The organism is Citrobacter sp. 21OH12SH02A-Citro (genome assembly GCF_027919895.1).
GTDB classification, from domain to species: Bacteria; Pseudomonadota; Gammaproteobacteria; order Enterobacterales; family Enterobacteriaceae; genus Citrobacter; species Citrobacter braakii.
In genome coordinates, this window is sequence record NZ_CP114804.1 from 66,116 (window position 1) to 82,049 (window position 15,934).

Consider the following 15,934-nt stretch of genomic DNA (forward strand, 5'->3'; position numbering starts at 1 on the left):
CCATCATACACTAAATCAGTAAGTTGGCAGCATCACCGATAAAGCTTCAGGCTCCAAATCATCCTTGTGAAAAATAAATCCTAAAAGACGCTCAAGTTCATCTGTTAATTTGAACATGGGGTTCGCTTGGATCTCGCCAGCCCTGTCTTCGTAGACGAGACCCGAGGTTATGAGCTTATTTAGCGATCTCAGAGCCATTCCACTTTTTTGTGATGTAAGGCTAACTTGGGCTAATACAGTTGATTTATAGCCTTTTATTGGCGAGCTTGTTGTGATGTAGAGTTTGCGCGCATATTCAATATCAAAGCAGGTTAACCCACTCAGTATGTGGATAAAAAATAGTTTTTCATCGTCGTTAAGGCTGCTGCGGGCTAGGCTTACCGTCAAGCGAATGTAGTATTCTGTTTTCTTGTCTTCATCATCAAGCACGAGCTTTTTGACTAACGCCGAAAAGTGTTCTCTTGAGATATCGACCTCATCGTCGCAAATTTCACCAATGCCCATAATGTAACGGTTGAATCGATCACGACAAGTCGTCGCATTTATCTCTGAGAACAACGTGAACATTTTTTCCGCTGCCTCAATATGAGGTCCAACAAGCGGTATAGATTTGGCAAACGCCAAACCAGTTTCTTTCAATACCTTCCTGTGTTGCATCACGTTTTTGGACAACGTTGTCATAGACCTAAGCCTTGTGTGTTTAACGTATTAGTTAAGTGAAATCATATAGAAGTGACCTGACAGCTACAACTGGACAAGATTAAGAGCATTTTTTATAAACGAAACTAAACGCCTACATTGATAAGTAGATACATACTTATTTTTCTGTAAGAATATGCGCGACGAAGGAATTGAGGAACCTTTATGAAAGCAGATATTCAGAAGTCCGTTACCGAAATTATCGACAAATCAGGCGTAGAAATTGATACAGAAGAGCGCCAGAAGATTATCGATGAGGCGATCCAAACTGCGCTGGAGCACATCGCCACGTCTGTGAGCACCGCACCTCTTGGGGAAGGCTCGAAATACATGCGGGTATGGGTTCGTTTTGGAGAGTCCCCGGAGCTGCCTGGTGTTAAACAGAAACGCGCGGCACTCGTGGCGTTCACTCACAAAATGAAGGACGCAACGGTCGAAGTACGCGCCGGTGCATGGTACGACGGTCGCGTTGTCTACACCAATCAGGCGGTGTGCGATGAAGGTGAACGGTTTGAGGAAATTGTCGACGCGACTCTTCGCGCGATCAAAGGCAGGGCTGGCGTAGAGGATGATCCGTCTATCGCGGCGTTCCTGAGCATTGTCGAACTGCCTGAAGTTACCGAACGCGTTACAGATCTGACAACCCCACCTGGTATGCTGGAATTGGTGGTCAGTGGCGATACCAAAAAAGCCGTTGAGCGCATTCGTGAGGTGGAATACGGCATCATCTGCGATATGTGCCGCAGCGACTTAGACCTGGTGCGCATCATTGTCGACGCGGGTCAGGCATGTGACGGTGTGCTCGCCAGTTTTGCAGGGCAGGTGGCACGCCTGGCCAACGAGCTGCCGATGATTAAACAGGAGGCAAAATCCTACGCCGTCCACCATGCCAACGATTTACTGGAACCATACCGGTTCGAAGCCGCTCAGGACAAAATGACTGGTTGGGCGACCTGGTAAACCTCGATAAACCATTTAGCCCCCTGGTGGGGCTTTTTTAAACTGCGCTCAATAAGTAAGTACACGACTACGGTTAGAAGCATGTCCACAAAAACAGATTTGTCGAAAATCCCGTCTATCTCCGGAAACAACGGTTATTCGCTGCGCTGTCCGGAAGTGAAGATCAACGGCCATGAGGCCCATTGCAGCTATACAGTCTGCCAGCACACCATCCTCGCCTACAAAGAGAAGCGTCTCCCGGCGACATCGTTCCAGTCCTGCGCTGCGGCCATTGCTGCTGGCAAATGCCAGGCGCTGAAGATGATGGTCGAAGAGATCCGCAAAGGCGAACAGCTCTACTTCATCGATATGACTGCGCTTATCAAAGAAGTGGAAGAGCAAAACGACCACGCCAGAACGCTTACCCGGAAGCGCAACACCATGACGATTAACAGTCTGGTTAAACGCACGAAGAAAGCGGAACCAGCCAAACCCGAAACCACGTCCACCGATTCACTGGCGCCCGTCACTGACGTGTATGCGGCACTCATTGAAGAAGCAACCAAAGAAAACACATGAAAACTCCCGAGCGACCGATGGAGGTTAAACACTAATGGAAAAACTGATCGCCCTAAAGCACAAGCTGGATGCCATAAAAACGATGGGAACCAACGCCAAGAAAGAGGCGCTGGCCAACCTTGATGAATTTGAGCAGAGCATGGTCTCGCTAATGCTCAACCCATTCATTCGATTCGGTGTGAAGAAGTACAAAGTGGCCGAGCCACTCGATACTTCCGTACCCAGCGACCAGAAGGTAGTCAAGCTGCTGGAGAAGCTGGCGGCGCGCGAACTGACCGGGAACGCGGCCATTACTGCCGTCGAATCACTCGTTGCCTCAATGTGCGCTGACGGACAGGACGTGTTTCGTCGCTTCCTGCTGAAAGATCCGAAAGCCGGCGTCGGTATCAGCCTGTGCAACAAGGTGTTCGAAAACCCAATTCCGAAGTTTGAGGTACAGCTGGCGTCTCCGTACAAGGAGAAAGGCGACAAATACCCATTTAAACCAAATCCAAAGGCCAAGTGGCCAATGATCGGCAGCCTCAAACTCGATGGTCTCCGGGTTATCTGCGAAGTCATCGTTGACGAGGAAGAGGTGAACTTCCTGACGCGTACCGGCAATCCGATTACGTCACTCGATCACCTTAAACCAGCCATGCTGGAGCGAGGCAGACTCTCCGGTTTCAAGCACATCTTTTTCGATGGTGAGGGTACTGCAGGTACGTTCAACCAGTCCGTGTCGGCGCTTCGCAAGAAGAACGTGAAAGCCATTGGTGCCGTTTACCACATCTTCGATTTCTTCTTACCGGAGTGGCGTGCTCAGGCAAAAAGCAAAGAGTACCTGAAGACCGGCATGAAGCTGAAAGAGCGCCTTGCTATGCTGGTGGCGTTGTTCCGCAACACTTGCGGGGAAGATTACGCGCAAGATATCCACCTGCATCCGTTCTACATCATCCATAGCCATGAAGACTTTATCGAACGCTTCATGAAGCGCCTGGACGAGAACGAAGAGGGGGAGATGGGCAAAGATCCGGATTCTGTTTACGAGTTCAAGCGTACCCGCAGCTGGTGGAAGCTGAAAGACGAGGATTCCGAAGACGGTGAAATCATCGACTTCGAGCCAGGCGACCCGGACTCTGGCTTTGCGCATACGCTTGGCAAGATAGTGATTCGTCTGGAGAACGGCGTCATCGTTCGTGCCAGCGGTATCAAGCATAAGTACCTGGATGAGATCTGGAACAATCAGGAGAAGTATCGTGGACGCATCGTCGAGGTTCACTGCCATGAGAAAACGCCAGACGGTAGCTTACGCCACCCACGTCTGAAGTGGCCGAAATGTCTGCGAGATACCGAAGACCGTATTGGAGATAAAGACTGATGCTCGGCTGGATGATTGTATTTTTGGTCGTCGGCATTGTTATCGGCAGTCTGGTTACGTCCAGCTGCATCAACGATTACGTAAAAGCCGGTGTCATGCAGAGGCGCGGCCGCATTTACCGCATTGTAGATATCACGTACACACTGAAGGAGATTAAGGATGATCATGTTAAGTAAACGGGAGAAAGAAACTCTGCGTGAAATCAGCCAGTGGAAAGAGTTCTACGCCAACTGGAAGCCAAAGACTCGCGCCAAACTGGAACGTATGAATCTTATCGCTAACGTTTCGCCAAAGGGATGTGTGGAGAATTATCAGCTCACTGAAAAAGGACACTCACTCTTGCAGCAATTGACTGAGGCGGGGGCGTTCTGATGATTCCATACATCCTATTGTCTTTTGCTGGGGGCGTGGCCCTCGGCTTCAGTATCTGTCGCGATCTGGTCAGGCAGGAACTGAAAACCAAAACGCTTCGCATCGGTAAGTGTCTGTATCGGGTTGTTCACGAGACGGGAGTGCGGAAATGAGCAATTTGACCTCTTTCGACTGGTGGCTGGTAACCTACCTTGTGGCGGCCGGCTTCGGATATGCCTTTTACATTGGTCAGTTAATCGTAAAGCTACTGCTGATCAGATTTGCCAGCCATAAACGCATAGACGACGGTCTGTGGCGCCTTGGTTCTCTGCTGGAGACTCACTACGGCGAACTGAAGGAGAACGAAACTATCACTATTCAAGCGAAGCGTTTTACGGCCATCATCACGAGAACGCCGGAACAGAAGGTGAGCTTGATCAAAAAGATAGCAACTGAACGGGTTACAGAAAAATAAGTATTTACTTACTTATCTAATATGTATAAGATTCACTTGTTTTCGTTGAGACGCGACTGTTTGAACGTTAAATATAACTGCAAACGAAGATACGTACCTGGCAGTAGCCTAAGAAGCCAAACACCAGCGAGGTCAGTTTCCAGCCTCGTCACCAAAATGGGACACACTGAGCGAGTGTGATTGCAGAACGCAGGATAGGGCATGTTGCACCACCCATGCCCTATTCGATGAAGTAACAGGATGGGCGGTTGGTTTTCCTCATTCCACTCCATCATCCCGGTTTCATCCAGCTGACCGTCCATCCTGTTACGTCATTTCCATTACTTATGTCGTTTGATCTTGGGTTAAAAGCGGCGACGTAACCCGGCTGGCATGGTTAGCCAGCACACAACGTTGAGGTCACTGTTTTTCTTTTAATCATACAGGTGATTCCACAGAGCTGTAGTGACTGATCAATATGTTGGGTCGAACATAAATCGGTTCAGTGACCTCAACGTTGTGAAAGCAGGATTCTTTAACCCTCTGGTGAAATCATTGTTGCCTATATAGCCCCTGGTTTCACAACATGGATGATTCCATACATCCAATAAGATCGAAGAGTCTGGCGGCCATCAACCGCCGAGAAGGACTCCAGATCTTCGCTCTATGTGAGCGAGCCACAAGCCTCGTCTGGCACTAACGTAAAGTGCAAGTTGCGGGAAAGTTCTTGGTTGCCTGGTTGTCCATGAACAAGTACCGCCGCGAAAAATGATGGTGTAGCTCAGTGGTAGAGCGGTTGACTGTTAATCAACTGGTCGGTGGTTCGAATCCACCCACCATCGCCAACACAGCGCTGAACGGTTTGGAGTTCGCCACCACCGTCCGAACGGAAAGACTCCGCAAATGTCGCCAAACCGTTCAGCGCTGTGATAGACACGGCAGACGTTCTTAACCATTGCTTCTTAGCATCGTAGCAACACTTTTTTAGCGCAAACCATAATCCAAAGGGGCTTCGGCCCCTTTTTTCTTTGATAATCATAAACTTTTTTGTACGTAGTGGGGCAATTTCTGTCAGTCCTACATGCGTATATGGGTTGTGCTATCATATGCAAATTCTAAACAAGCTATTGGAAATGCTACAATCCGAGTTTTCATACAACGAGAGGGAAGTGCAATGGGGAAGTGAATACTACGCAAAAAAAAAGAACCCCCGAACGGGAGTTCTTTCTGGTTTTTTTACGACGCCATCGTTAAAAAACCTCATATCGCGTTACGAGAACGGATACGTCAATACAAGTTCATCTTACAACTAAGATGAATCTACGTCAATTTGGTCTCGTAGCGCATTTGATTAATCGAATAGAGGTATCTTTCGATGAGTGAAATGCTAACGACTTTTATTCAGGCTCCTTTGCTGAGCCAGGTCCTAACCGTACTTGCGCTTTACCTATTGTTTAGGTGCCAACAGAATAAATAGTTTTAATAAAAATGGGGCTTCGGCTCCATTTTGCTTTGCGGTCGTACATATAAATTCAGCAGCATTAGGTTGACGCTATTTGAGTCTTCTCAGAACATTCTAAGGAACAAAGAAGATGGCAAAGATATTTTTCAGCTTACAACTTTGGGGAGCAAAGACATCAATTGCGGTCATGAATATGCTTGCCGAACAGGCTGAGGCAAACATTGTTCGCGCTCTCAGTGATGCCGATCTTCCGGGAGCAGTCTCGGAGGGCGAGTATGACGATTATCACGAGGACGATGAGGGTAATATTTATCGGTACACGGTTCCGTACTTTACCTGCGGTTCATGTTCTGGACTCGATGCTGATGAAGTCAAAACGGAATACAAGCACTTGATTTCACAACTTACTCGTCGTTCGGCATTTCTGACGATGTTCGGGTTATTTGAACACCGCATGGTTGAATGCCTTGATGTCATGGATAGATTGTCGGGCGAGGTGACAGACAAAAGGTTCAAAACTGTCGAAGATTGCCATAAGCGACTTACTGGAACCATAGGAGGTAAAGGCATCAGGGACATTGATCATCTAGCTGCCATCAGAAATATCATGGCTCACAACGATGGCGTTGCCGAAAACTATCATAACCTTTTAAAATCAAACGCAAAGAAGTCAGAAACACAGAAGCGAGATATCCGCGCAATCAATCGTGCAAAGAATGAAAACGCCGGTATAACAGTAAATTTCTTCAACGGCGTTCTCATGGACGATCAGTTTTTGGAGTATGTTGTGGGTGAGTTTAATCGATATGTTAGTGAGTTGGATGCGGCAGTTCGCCAGTATCAAAGCAGCATCGGTTAATATCGCCCAAGAGCTAAAATATTTATCTGAAGTGCCACCAGTAATAGATGCGTGGCTGTTTGCATGGAGATAGCATAAATGAAAAAGCGCAACCTCAATATTCTCGCCTCTCTGGTGATCGCGCTCGCTCTGACGGGATGTAACGAGTCTGAAGTAGATAAAATCACGCTGATAGGCCAAGACAAAAACGCTCTTGAGAGCCAGTACAAAACCCACTTTGAAAAACGAACCCCAAACATCGAAGCCTTCGCTCTGTTCGATAAAACTGCGGCTGAAGGCAAGGAGCCGCATACCACTGGTGGATTAATTGACGGCAAAGTTGAGTCGAGCATGACTACTAACGTCGGCAAATATACCTTCATGCAGCTCGACGAAATGCTTACTAAAGAATACGGTAAACCGGTTGCCACTAAAGACCAGGTATTTGATGAGACAGCCTTGAATGGACTGGAATGTGCCAAGACAATGTCATGTGCAGCGGGAAAGTATTATGAGGTATTCCGCGGCAAAGAGCGCCTGATCATGATGATAAACGGTGCCGGTTTCATGAATAAAGATGAAGGTGTCACTATTCTGACCTTCACTGATAAACACTTAAAAATGGCTCGTTTGGAACAAGACAAATGAAATTTATGACGAGCCTAAAATTATTTGCACAGCGAGGTTCATGTGGGAAGTAGCAGAGACGACTTTAGTGCTCAAGTAAAAAAAATTCTGGCGAATAGAGCCGGACACCGATGCTCATATCAACCATGCAATCAGGTCACGATTGGCCCAGACGGCTTAAACCCGATGGGAAGCGTAAACAGTGGCGAAGCGGCACATATTACCGCTGCAGCTGCTGGAGGGCCACGATACGATCCAAACATGACATCTGAAGAGAGAAAAAGCATCTCAAATGGCATCTGGATGTGTGCATACCATGCCGGTCTTATCGACAATGACCACCATTCCTATTCGGTTGGACAGTTAAAACAATGGAAGGAGATTGCTGAGGCGAAGCAAGCCGAATTACAAAGGATGTCCCAGCAGCCCACTCAACCTCAGTACAGTGATAGGGACATAGGCATTCTTAAACAATTCACCGATATGTTGAATTTTAACTATCTGTGGGCATTGGAAAATGAACCTTTCAGAGCAGTTATCCCAGAGGCTGTTATATACCCTCTTGACTGGATTGAGAGCACGGTAAGTAACCCGTTTTATTCATTTAATGACCGATTTTTAGAGCAAATCAGATTAGAGCTGAACCAAAAGGTAGATAACTTTTTTCAGTTGTTCAAAAAATATTGTGCCGGTCTGAACTACATCGATATTCCCCAAGTCCGCCGCGAGGCTCCGGGAGAGTTAGAGCGCTACTATCAGTACATAGAAGACACTCGTGATCTTGCACGAGATATCTGCCTGACAGCACGAAAACTGTTGGATGTTCGCGCCAGACTAGAGTAACTGCACATCCAATGACCCTCAGTTCTCATTATGGGGGTCATAAAAAACACGCATGATAGGTAATGACTTACCTATCATTTGTCGGTATAGTTCTTTCAGTTACTCACTTGAAAGGACTCAATATGGGAAACAAACGTAAACAGGCGCGTCGCGCAGCTCGTCAGGCACTGAAGTTAAAACCACGCATCCACGGCTACGAAATTGACACAATCATCGTTGACGAGCTGGCTGCCGCCCCTGCTCTGCCACCAAAACCTAAACGCGACAACTCTCCCATCGAAGCGCGTAACGAGGCCCAGGCCCACTATCTTATCTCCCTCGATACCAAACCTCTGACGTTCGCCAGTGGTGAAGCCGGTTGCGGCAAGACCTACCTGGCAGCTGCCGTCGCAGCGCAGCGTCTGCTGGATAAGGAAGTCGGGAAGATCATCGTGACGCGTCCCGTATTGCAAGCAGAAGAAGATCTGGGCTTCCTTCCGGGCGACATGAGCGAGAAGTTCGCTCCGTTCTTCCGGCCCGTCTATGACGTGCTACAGAAGCGTTTGGGTGGCTCGTTCCTTGAATATTGCTTAAAGCCAGAGGTGGCCAAAGTAGAGATTGCCCCCTTCGCTTACATGCGTGGGCGCACGTTCGAGAACGCTGTAGTCATTCTGGATGAGGCGCAAAACGTTACAGCGTCACAAATGAAAATGTTCCTGACCCGTATGGGCGAGAACGTAACCGTCATTGTGAACGGAGATGTGACGCAATGCGACCTGCCAGGCAATGTTAAGTCTGGTCTGGAAGATGCACTGGAGCGTTTTAAACCTTCCTCCCATGTTGGCCTTATTGAGTTTTCGACCGAAGACTGCGTGCGTTCTGAGCTATGCAAAGTCGCACTGGAAGCCTATCAGTAAGGGAAAGCCAATGACCAAAGAGTACCTGCCACACCAGAAACGAGTCATGGATGAACACGAAGAACTGTGTGGCCGCATCAAAGAACTGGAGACGTACATTGCCGGCGACGAGTTTGCTCGCCTGCTGTATGTCGACCGCATCATCCTCATCAAACAGCTGGACACGATGAAGGCGTATGACCTGATTCTTCGTGCCCGGATCACTCGTTTTTAACGTAAGGAAACCAAAATGACCGATATGGATATCGAAAAAGAGATTGTGGCCAAAGGCAAAACGGCCGCGCGTGTTACCCCGGAACGCATTGAAGCTGTTATCTCAGGCGAGTTTTACTTTACCGGCGCGGATGGATATCGCTGCTCACCGTTGTGGCTGAAGCAGGAAGAGCCTGAACCGGCCCCGCAATCACTCGAACTGCTGACCTTCTGCGTTCTTGTGCTGGAGAACGGCTACACTGTAACCGGCGAGTCTACGTGCGCCAGCCCAGAGAACTTTGATCCGGAGATCGGGCGTAAAATTGCACGCCAAAACGCGATTGCCAAAATCTGGCCCCTGGAAGGCTATCTTCTCAAGCAGCAGCTGCACGAGGTGAAGTGATGAAGGTCGTTATCTACGGACGCGATAATTGCTCATACTGCAAACGTGCGGTCGAGCTGGCGAAGCAGCTGCACGGCCACGGCTTTGGTGATTACGAATATATCGATATTGTGTCTGCCGGGATCGACAAAGAGAAGTTGAGCGACTTGGTTGGCAAGCCGGTAGAGACCATACCGCAGGTGTTCGTAAATGGTGAGGCTATCGGTGGTTTTACTGAATTTGCAGCGTTGGTTGGTGTGCTATAAAAGAGGGCCGCATTGCGGCCCTCTTTATTTTTCCTTTTGTGTTTTTGCCGCACAAGTCGCATATGCAACCAACTTTTTTTAGCTTATAGTTAAGTTCAGTAGTAGAATGCTACGCCTCGTCGAGAAATGACGATTATGGAGTCTATCGTGAAATTTAAAATCCAGCATTTGCAGGCAGCAGTGGCACTGGTTCTTACCAGTATCCAGCCGCAACCTAAAGCGGTTGCGTGTCAGCCTACGATTGTAGAACGGGTTTATGAGATGGGCGCTAGAGTCAATAAAACCGACATCAGTGATCTTACAGCTGCTCTTAATGAAGTGGCTAAAGAACTGCGTTCAAGTCGCGCTGAACTAGCTCGTTATGCTGACACTGACTTCTTTGCTGCTATCAATGTCGCGGAAGAAATTAAGAATCAAACTATTCATGTAGCCGGTATCGCAGAATCTTTCGTTTTGATGTTACCTGAAAAAGACGTAATTATGTCTTACGACAAAAACTCTGTTGAGTTTGCGTTTTTTAAGGCTATTAAAATGGTCAGTATTGCGACCAAAAACTATCTTAATCTGATTGATCAGATTACACGCACTACAGAAGTGCGTGATTCTGGCGTCAACATTTTAGCCATGAACCATCTATTGGAGACTGGCAACAAGGCTGCGGCTAAATGGCATTAACGGCTGAATACAGTCAAGTTACGTGGGATGATTTTTTTCAACCCACGTTTGTTGTTTACCCAGATCTAGAAACACAGCTCAAAGCCGAGTTCATTACCTACAAATCAACTGGCGCGCCGTCCAATCTTCTTGGTAGAGACGCGCCATTTGACTTTCCTCCGTTCGCCGTCGACGCAAACGTCCAGCATATTCACGTCAATTTGCATTTCCAATTAACTTGGAGTGCTAGGCAAGAGAACTACAACCGAACCACAGATCACTATCTCGTTTATACCGAGCATATGTGGGAGAGCGGCCGTTATTTGTTGATGGGTTTAGTAACCCCAGCTCACGACCGTATGTCAGCAAGAGATACCAGACTACTCAAATATTTTTCTGATGTTGCAGAAAATTTTCACGCATCTTAATTCAAAAGGACTAGATCTCTATGACTCCATTAGGCCAACGCTCTGATCAAGATCTCACTACTGAACTTGATAATCTCCGCGATACATTGACTAAATGCCTTGCAGATCTAGGGAACGATCCAGCCTGTGCAAAAATTCAACACAGCATTGATTCTATAAAAGAAGAACTAAAATCTCGTCGGAACCGCGCCGCCACAGCAAAAAGCAAACCATAATCCCTCGAAGCTAAAGGGTTATAACAGCCCTTTCACATCTCTCTATAACTATACTATTAGCACCCCAGAATTTAAATTTCAGGGCCGCAATGATTCCATACCTATTAAGTATGGAATCATTGTACAAAACAGGCTATTTTATGGTTGATCATACAAAAACTTATGCCTAATATACTGTTTATACATACAGTAAAAAGGCTTCACTCAGTGAGTGGACGATGAAAAACACCTTTGATAAAGCACGCGCAGCAGAAAACACCTCTCGGGAAGCCATCGAGTACCTCGAACGCGCTTCCGGTTTGTCGGCAATGTCGACCGCCAAATTCGACGGAGACATGTCGTTTTCTTCCGCCTTCATGTTATTCACTCGCTTATCTTTACTGATAACGAGGCGTCGACCTGAAATAGCTGTTCATTGTGTTTTGATACATGTAATGCCGCATATCTCTGAAGTAAAGGTAAGTGATATAAGTAGGGTCTTGGTCAACCAGCTGGTGAATCCGCTGATACTGGAAGGCAAGATCGTCCAGGGCAGACGTGTGTTCTCCCTGATGAAACAGTTCCTGAGCTGGTGCGCCTTTCAGGGGCTGATTGATACATCACCGTTGAATGATATGTCGCTCAACAGAGTTGCCGGTGGCGCAAAGCCAGTACCGCGCGAACGTAAGCTGACCGACGCCGAGGTCTGGGTATTCTGGAACGTCTGGGATTACTTCAATGTGTGCGAAGGCACAAAGTGGGCGGCAAGGCTCTGTCTTGTTGCTGCCAGACGACCCGATGAAGTGCTCCGGGCCAGAAAGGATGAGTTCAACCTTCAACGTGATGTATGGAATCAAGGTACGCGAAACAAATCAGCCAGACAGCACGCGCTGCCGTTAAGCCCATTGATGCGTCAATGCGTGGAAGAGTTGTTCGAGTACGGGAAAGGCAGCCAGTGGCTCGTTCCTTCGAATAAGAAGAAGGGCGTGGATACGCCAATGTCTAAGGTGGCCATCGCCCAAGCACTGAGAAGGATACTAGAACGACCTGAGTTGATGGAGGTTGAGTCATTTACTCCACGCGACCTGAGACGTACAGCGCGTAGTTATTTCCCCGCGCTGGGGATCAATCAGGAAGTTGCTCGTAAGATTATGAACCACAGCCTTGAAGGGATAGATCGCGTCTATGATCGCCACGATTATATGGATGAGATGCGAGACGCCTTGAACAATTTCTCAGCGTACATCGCATCTATCGTTAATCAAACAGACTTAGACGAGATAGACCACAAATTCAAGGGAGATCGTCTAGCCACCGAGCTTATTCGTGTAAATTTCTCACAGTGACTTGATGGCCTCGACCACCTTTTCTGATGCGCCCTGCTGACCGTTAAAACGGTTACGGAACGCTTCTAGAACAAGTTTTTCATCAGCGGAGAGAGGTGCAGTTCCCTCTTCGCGAAAAAATTCGAGTAACTCAGGGTGGCGTTCTTCCAGAACCATCAGCATCAGTCGAACCGGGTCTGCATCCAGCGCTTTAGCTAAAGCTCGAACTTTATCTACCGGCAGAGGGATTTTGCCACTTTTAATGAGGGAGAGGTTGTTGGCGTTCTTGTACCCAACCTCTTTGGCAATGGTGGCCTGACTTTTAGGCGAGATTGTGATTAACGAGTCAATGTAAGCTGCGTAGCGACCTTGTTTGATCTCTGTTTCGTTGGTAGCCATGTAGTGAACCTTGCGTGTTTTGTTTATCTCTGGTAAGTGCTTACTGATATTACAGCAAAGGCCAGGGTTGTAAAGACTTATCTATTTAATTTCGATAGGTACTAAGTCCCTGGAGCACCGCTATTATACTATGTTTTTTAGGCAATTTGTCACTATTAGCTTACAGGCAAAAGTAAGACGTATCTGATATAGACGCATTCCATATTGATACAATAGGTAGTAGTATTGCCAAACTTTCAAATGTGTTCAGTTGGATGATATGAAATGAAAAATATAACTTCTAAATTGACCGCCCTTGAGGTTGGACACGCGTATGCGATTGGACTGGATGGCGTGGCGACGATCCTGACGGAATTGGAATCCGAAGAGCTTCCCGTGGAGATGGTTGATACGACGGTTTTCACTTTTGAGCTAAAAAATAAACATTTCACTCTCATCAATACTGGTTGCGGCTCTCTAGCCGTGAGAACCATTTAAAACACATTCCTGCCGATAGAAGCCTGTACGAACAGCTTAGTCGCCTGTTCGTACAGTGATAAATTACGCACATCAGAAAACAAATTGTTTTAATAACAAGGAAATTCTCATGTCCAAAGCCATGACCAGATCTGTGCTGAAAGAGGTACAGGACTTCCGCGACTGCGTAAAACGAGTTGTAGCGATGCTTTCAGGTAAACAGATACCTGTTGCAGAGCGAGGCAATGAAGCATATGTCCGCTACAACCGGCGCGGCGAACCAGTGCTGGTAAATATCCCATCTATACCTGACGACGCATCGCCAACCCTCATGAACGCAGTGCGTGGTTTTCTCGACCATGAGGTAGCCCATATCCTCTTTACTGATCCGAAAGTCGCAATGAAGATGCGCGAGAAAGGAAAGGCTCCGTCTACCGGGCTTTGGAACGCGCTGGAAGACGTTTTTATTGAACGCAGAATGGGACAGGTATTCAACGGAACTCGTCGCAATTTGCTGGCCACACAGAACCTGGTGATCGACAAATACTTCAAGGGCAAAGTGTCAGAGGCGGTTTCAATCTGCCACGGCAACAAGCGTGAATTGTTCCTGAAATTCTTCCTTTGCCCAGTCGTCCGCGCCTGGGATGGCCAAAGCCCTTTCATCGACTTTATGGAAGAACACTGGCACCTCATCGATAAGCCTGTAGCCTTGCTCAAAGAGCATGGGATCGACGTGGCCGTTCGCAATATGTCGAACACAGAAGACTGTGTGAAGGTCGCAGCTGCTATCGCCCAAATCATGCAGGATATGAAAGACAAGCCAGAGGGCAAATTACCAGAGCTGAAATCGTCTGCTAGGAAGCCGTCGAAGAGTGAGGATGAGTCAGAGGAAACCCCAGAAGCCGGTGACGAACCGACTCATAGTGAATCAGCACCAAAGCGTACCAAAGGCGAAGACGACGACAAGGAAGAACAAGAAGATGATGCCTCAGAAGAGGAAGAGTCTGGGGGTTCTGATTTGCCTGAATCAGTAGATAGGGACTTACCTACAGAAGATAAAGAAATTAGTGATACAGAAAGTAAATATACAGAAGCAGGCGAAGAGGAATCAGGAGACACCCCAGAATCCGATGATGCCGGCATGGAATCAGGTGATTCTGATGACGAAGGTGGTAGTGATGACACTGGCTCTCCAACGCTTGGTGATGGCATTCGCGAAGACGCCGATGACTCCGATGGTTATGGCTCTGGCGCCGCTGGCGATGGTGATAGTGATGACGGCGAAGACTCTGATGCTGGTCACGGGGAGTCCGAAGGAGAAGGAGAAGAGGAAGAGGAAGATGACGCAGCCGATCACACAGACGGCGAAGGCAAAGAAAATGAAGATGCCGCGGAAGCGCCTGAAGACAGTGAGTCAGGTTTTGTTCCCGCTCCGGATGAAATGACTCTGGAGGAAGCACTCAAGGCGCTCGACGAGATGGAAGACGGAACAGGCGAAATGACCGAAGACGCGCTGTCGGCCACCATCAGCAAAGAGCTTATGAGTACCTCACTTTCTGAGTATCGCCCATACGATCGTTCATACGACTTTATCGGGTTGATTGATGAGGCTGAAGAGCATGTAAAGCGCACCAGAAAGACGTTCGGCGCAATCCCAATGCACTCACCGGTCGATCGCTACCGCATGGTTCCGGAAGGCAGAAAGCTCTTTGAACTGAAAATCGAAAAACATCTGTCAGCAGGCGTTTCTTCGACTCTGGCCAAAGACCTGGAGCGAGCTATCGCCAGCCGCAACCGAGTTCAGTTTATCCCAGGCCAGAGACGTGGGCGGATACATGGCGCGAACCTGTATCGTCTGGCAATGAACGACGACCGCGTATTCCGCAAGAAAGAAGACCACAGAGCCGTGAATGCGTGCGTCCAGCAGGTGATCGACTTGTCCGGCTCAATGGGCGGCAGGAAGATTCAACTGGCACTCGCCAGCGCCTACACCATTGCGGATGCACTGGATCGTATCAATGTGCCTAACATCATCACCGGCTTTACCACGTTTGGTAGTCCGGATTATGAAACCATGTCGAAGCGCGGGTTTACTCGTTTCGAGGCGCTAATGCTGCCCATTATCAAAAACTGGAATGAGAAAGCTAACTCTCCAGAGATCCGCGCCCGCATGGGCTGCGTGTGTGAGACGTTCCCCCTGCTCAATAACGTCGATGGTGAGAGCGTCGCGCAGCTGGCGACTCTGTTTGCAGGGCGAATGGAGGACAAGAAGATCATGCTGGTTATGAGCGACGGGGCGCCATGTGCTGCAGGCGATGGGTTCCATCAGCATTTGCGAACCGTCACCAAAGAAATTGAGACGTTGAGTGACATCGATTTGATGGCTATCGGCGTTCTGACCGACGCACCACGGCGTTACTACAAAAATTACGCACTGGTAAACAGCGTAGAAGAGTTAGGGCCGTCAGTCGTCACAGAGCTATCTCGTATCATTCTTGGGTAATAGCTTTACCCGCAAAAATAAGTAATCACTTACTATACAGCCTAATATATTATATAAGATATACCCCACGAACGACAAACAGTAAGGAAA

Annotated in this window: 21 protein-coding genes and 1 tRNA gene; 20 read left to right on the plus strand and 2 right to left on the minus strand. The window is 48.0% G+C overall.

The window, feature by feature from the left end; genetic code table 11:
- Positions 1-15: 15 nt before the first annotated feature.
- Entirely contained in the window at positions 16-681 is a 666-nt protein-coding gene (locus O6D90_RS25525; RefSeq protein ID WP_270956648.1) for a hypothetical protein, read from the minus strand.
- Positions 682-864: 183 nt separating this feature from the next.
- Here O6D90_RS25525 and O6D90_RS25530 point away from each other — a divergent pair, with 183 nt between their 5' ends.
- The 18 genes from O6D90_RS25530 (at position 865) to O6D90_RS25615 (ending at position 12,507) form a co-directional block, all read left to right on the plus strand.
- On the plus strand, positions 865-1,659 hold the full coding sequence (locus O6D90_RS25530; protein ID WP_000642525.1) for a hypothetical protein: 795 nt from the start codon (positions 865-867) through the stop codon (positions 1,657-1,659).
- 81 nt (positions 1,660-1,740) lie between these two features.
- Positions 1,741-2,217, plus strand: coding sequence for a hypothetical protein (locus O6D90_RS25535; protein WP_270956649.1), 477 nt, complete (start codon positions 1,741-1,743; stop codon positions 2,215-2,217).
- 34 nt (positions 2,218-2,251) lie between these two features.
- Positions 2,252-3,574, plus strand: a complete 1,323-nt coding sequence (locus O6D90_RS25540) for a DNA ligase (protein ID WP_270956650.1) — start codon at positions 2,252-2,254, stop codon at positions 3,572-3,574.
- Positions 3,574-3,750, plus strand: a complete 177-nt coding sequence (locus O6D90_RS25545) for a hypothetical protein (RefSeq protein ID WP_023180936.1) — start codon at positions 3,574-3,576, stop codon at positions 3,748-3,750. Before O6D90_RS25540 ends, O6D90_RS25545 begins: the two co-directional genes overlap by 1 nt.
- A complete protein-coding gene (locus tag O6D90_RS25550; protein ID WP_270956651.1) occupies positions 3,734-3,946 on the plus strand; it encodes a hypothetical protein in 213 nt (70 codons plus the stop codon). The genes O6D90_RS25545 and O6D90_RS25550 overlap by 17 nt, the downstream gene beginning before the upstream one ends.
- Before the next feature lie 148 nt (positions 3,947-4,094).
- Complete coding sequence (locus O6D90_RS25555) at positions 4,095-4,400, plus strand: hypothetical protein (RefSeq protein ID WP_023180935.1); 306 nt, start codon at positions 4,095-4,097, stop codon at positions 4,398-4,400.
- A 749-nt stretch (positions 4,401-5,149) separates the two neighbouring features.
- Positions 5,150-5,224, plus strand: a tRNA-Asn gene (locus O6D90_RS25560).
- Between the two features lie 747 nt (positions 5,225-5,971).
- Positions 5,972-6,700, plus strand: a complete 729-nt coding sequence (locus O6D90_RS25565; protein ID WP_050194551.1) for a hypothetical protein — start codon at positions 5,972-5,974, stop codon at positions 6,698-6,700.
- 78 nt (positions 6,701-6,778) lie between these two features.
- Positions 6,779-7,327 (plus strand): hypothetical protein, encoded by a 549-nt coding sequence (locus O6D90_RS25570; RefSeq protein ID WP_058672020.1) that lies wholly within the window; start codon positions 6,779-6,781, stop codon positions 7,325-7,327.
- A gap of 165 nt (positions 7,328-7,492) precedes the next feature.
- A complete protein-coding gene (locus O6D90_RS25575) occupies positions 7,493-8,149 on the plus strand; it encodes a hypothetical protein (protein WP_270956652.1) in 657 nt (218 codons plus the stop codon).
- Positions 8,150-8,271: 122 nt separating this feature from the next.
- Entirely contained in the window at positions 8,272-9,045 is a 774-nt protein-coding gene (gene phoH, locus O6D90_RS25580) for a phosphate starvation-inducible protein PhoH (RefSeq protein WP_270956653.1), read from the plus strand.
- Positions 9,046-9,055: 10 nt separating this feature from the next.
- Positions 9,056-9,259 (plus strand): crAss001_48 related protein, encoded by a 204-nt coding sequence (locus O6D90_RS25585; RefSeq protein WP_270956654.1) that lies wholly within the window; start codon positions 9,056-9,058, stop codon positions 9,257-9,259.
- Between the two features lie 15 nt (positions 9,260-9,274).
- Positions 9,275-9,640 (plus strand): Gp49 family protein, encoded by a 366-nt coding sequence (locus O6D90_RS25590; protein ID WP_270956655.1) that lies wholly within the window; start codon positions 9,275-9,277, stop codon positions 9,638-9,640.
- Positions 9,640-9,885, plus strand: coding sequence for a GrxA family glutaredoxin (locus O6D90_RS25595; protein WP_160956550.1), 246 nt, complete (start codon positions 9,640-9,642; stop codon positions 9,883-9,885). The genes O6D90_RS25590 and O6D90_RS25595 overlap by 1 nt, the downstream gene beginning before the upstream one ends.
- 147 nt (positions 9,886-10,032) lie before the next feature.
- A complete protein-coding gene (locus O6D90_RS25600; protein ID WP_241324227.1) occupies positions 10,033-10,560 on the plus strand; it encodes a hypothetical protein in 528 nt (175 codons plus the stop codon).
- Positions 10,551-10,967 carry a type II toxin-antitoxin system YafO family toxin gene (locus tag O6D90_RS25605; RefSeq protein ID WP_160956552.1) on the plus strand — a complete coding sequence of 139 codons (417 nt, stop codon included), beginning with the start codon at positions 10,551-10,553 and terminating at the stop codon, positions 10,965-10,967. The genes O6D90_RS25600 and O6D90_RS25605 overlap by 10 nt, the downstream gene beginning before the upstream one ends.
- Positions 10,968-10,987: 20 nt before the next feature.
- Positions 10,988-11,182: a hypothetical protein gene (locus tag O6D90_RS25610; RefSeq protein ID WP_160956553.1), complete on the plus strand. Its 195-nt coding sequence runs from the start codon at positions 10,988-10,990 to the stop codon at positions 11,180-11,182.
- A 218-nt stretch (positions 11,183-11,400) separates the two neighbouring features.
- On the plus strand, positions 11,401-12,507 hold the full coding sequence (locus O6D90_RS25615; protein ID WP_050194546.1) for a tyrosine-type recombinase/integrase: 1,107 nt from the start codon (positions 11,401-11,403) through the stop codon (positions 12,505-12,507).
- Here O6D90_RS25615 and O6D90_RS25620 read toward each other — a convergent pair.
- A complete protein-coding gene (locus O6D90_RS25620) occupies positions 12,499-12,885 on the minus strand; it encodes a transcriptional regulator (RefSeq protein ID WP_000224608.1) in 387 nt (128 codons plus the stop codon). The genes O6D90_RS25615 and O6D90_RS25620 overlap by 9 nt on opposite strands.
- 264 nt (positions 12,886-13,149) lie before the next feature.
- Here O6D90_RS25620 and O6D90_RS25625 point away from each other — a divergent pair, with 264 nt between their 5' ends.
- Both O6D90_RS25625 and O6D90_RS25630 read left to right on the plus strand, forming a co-directional pair.
- A complete protein-coding gene (locus O6D90_RS25625; RefSeq protein ID WP_004110118.1) occupies positions 13,150-13,362 on the plus strand; it encodes a hypothetical protein in 213 nt (70 codons plus the stop codon).
- A 109-nt stretch (positions 13,363-13,471) separates the two neighbouring features.
- Complete coding sequence (locus tag O6D90_RS25630) at positions 13,472-15,844, plus strand: cobaltochelatase CobT-related protein (RefSeq protein ID WP_270956656.1); 2,373 nt, start codon at positions 13,472-13,474, stop codon at positions 15,842-15,844.
- Positions 15,845-15,934 lie beyond the last annotated feature (90 nt).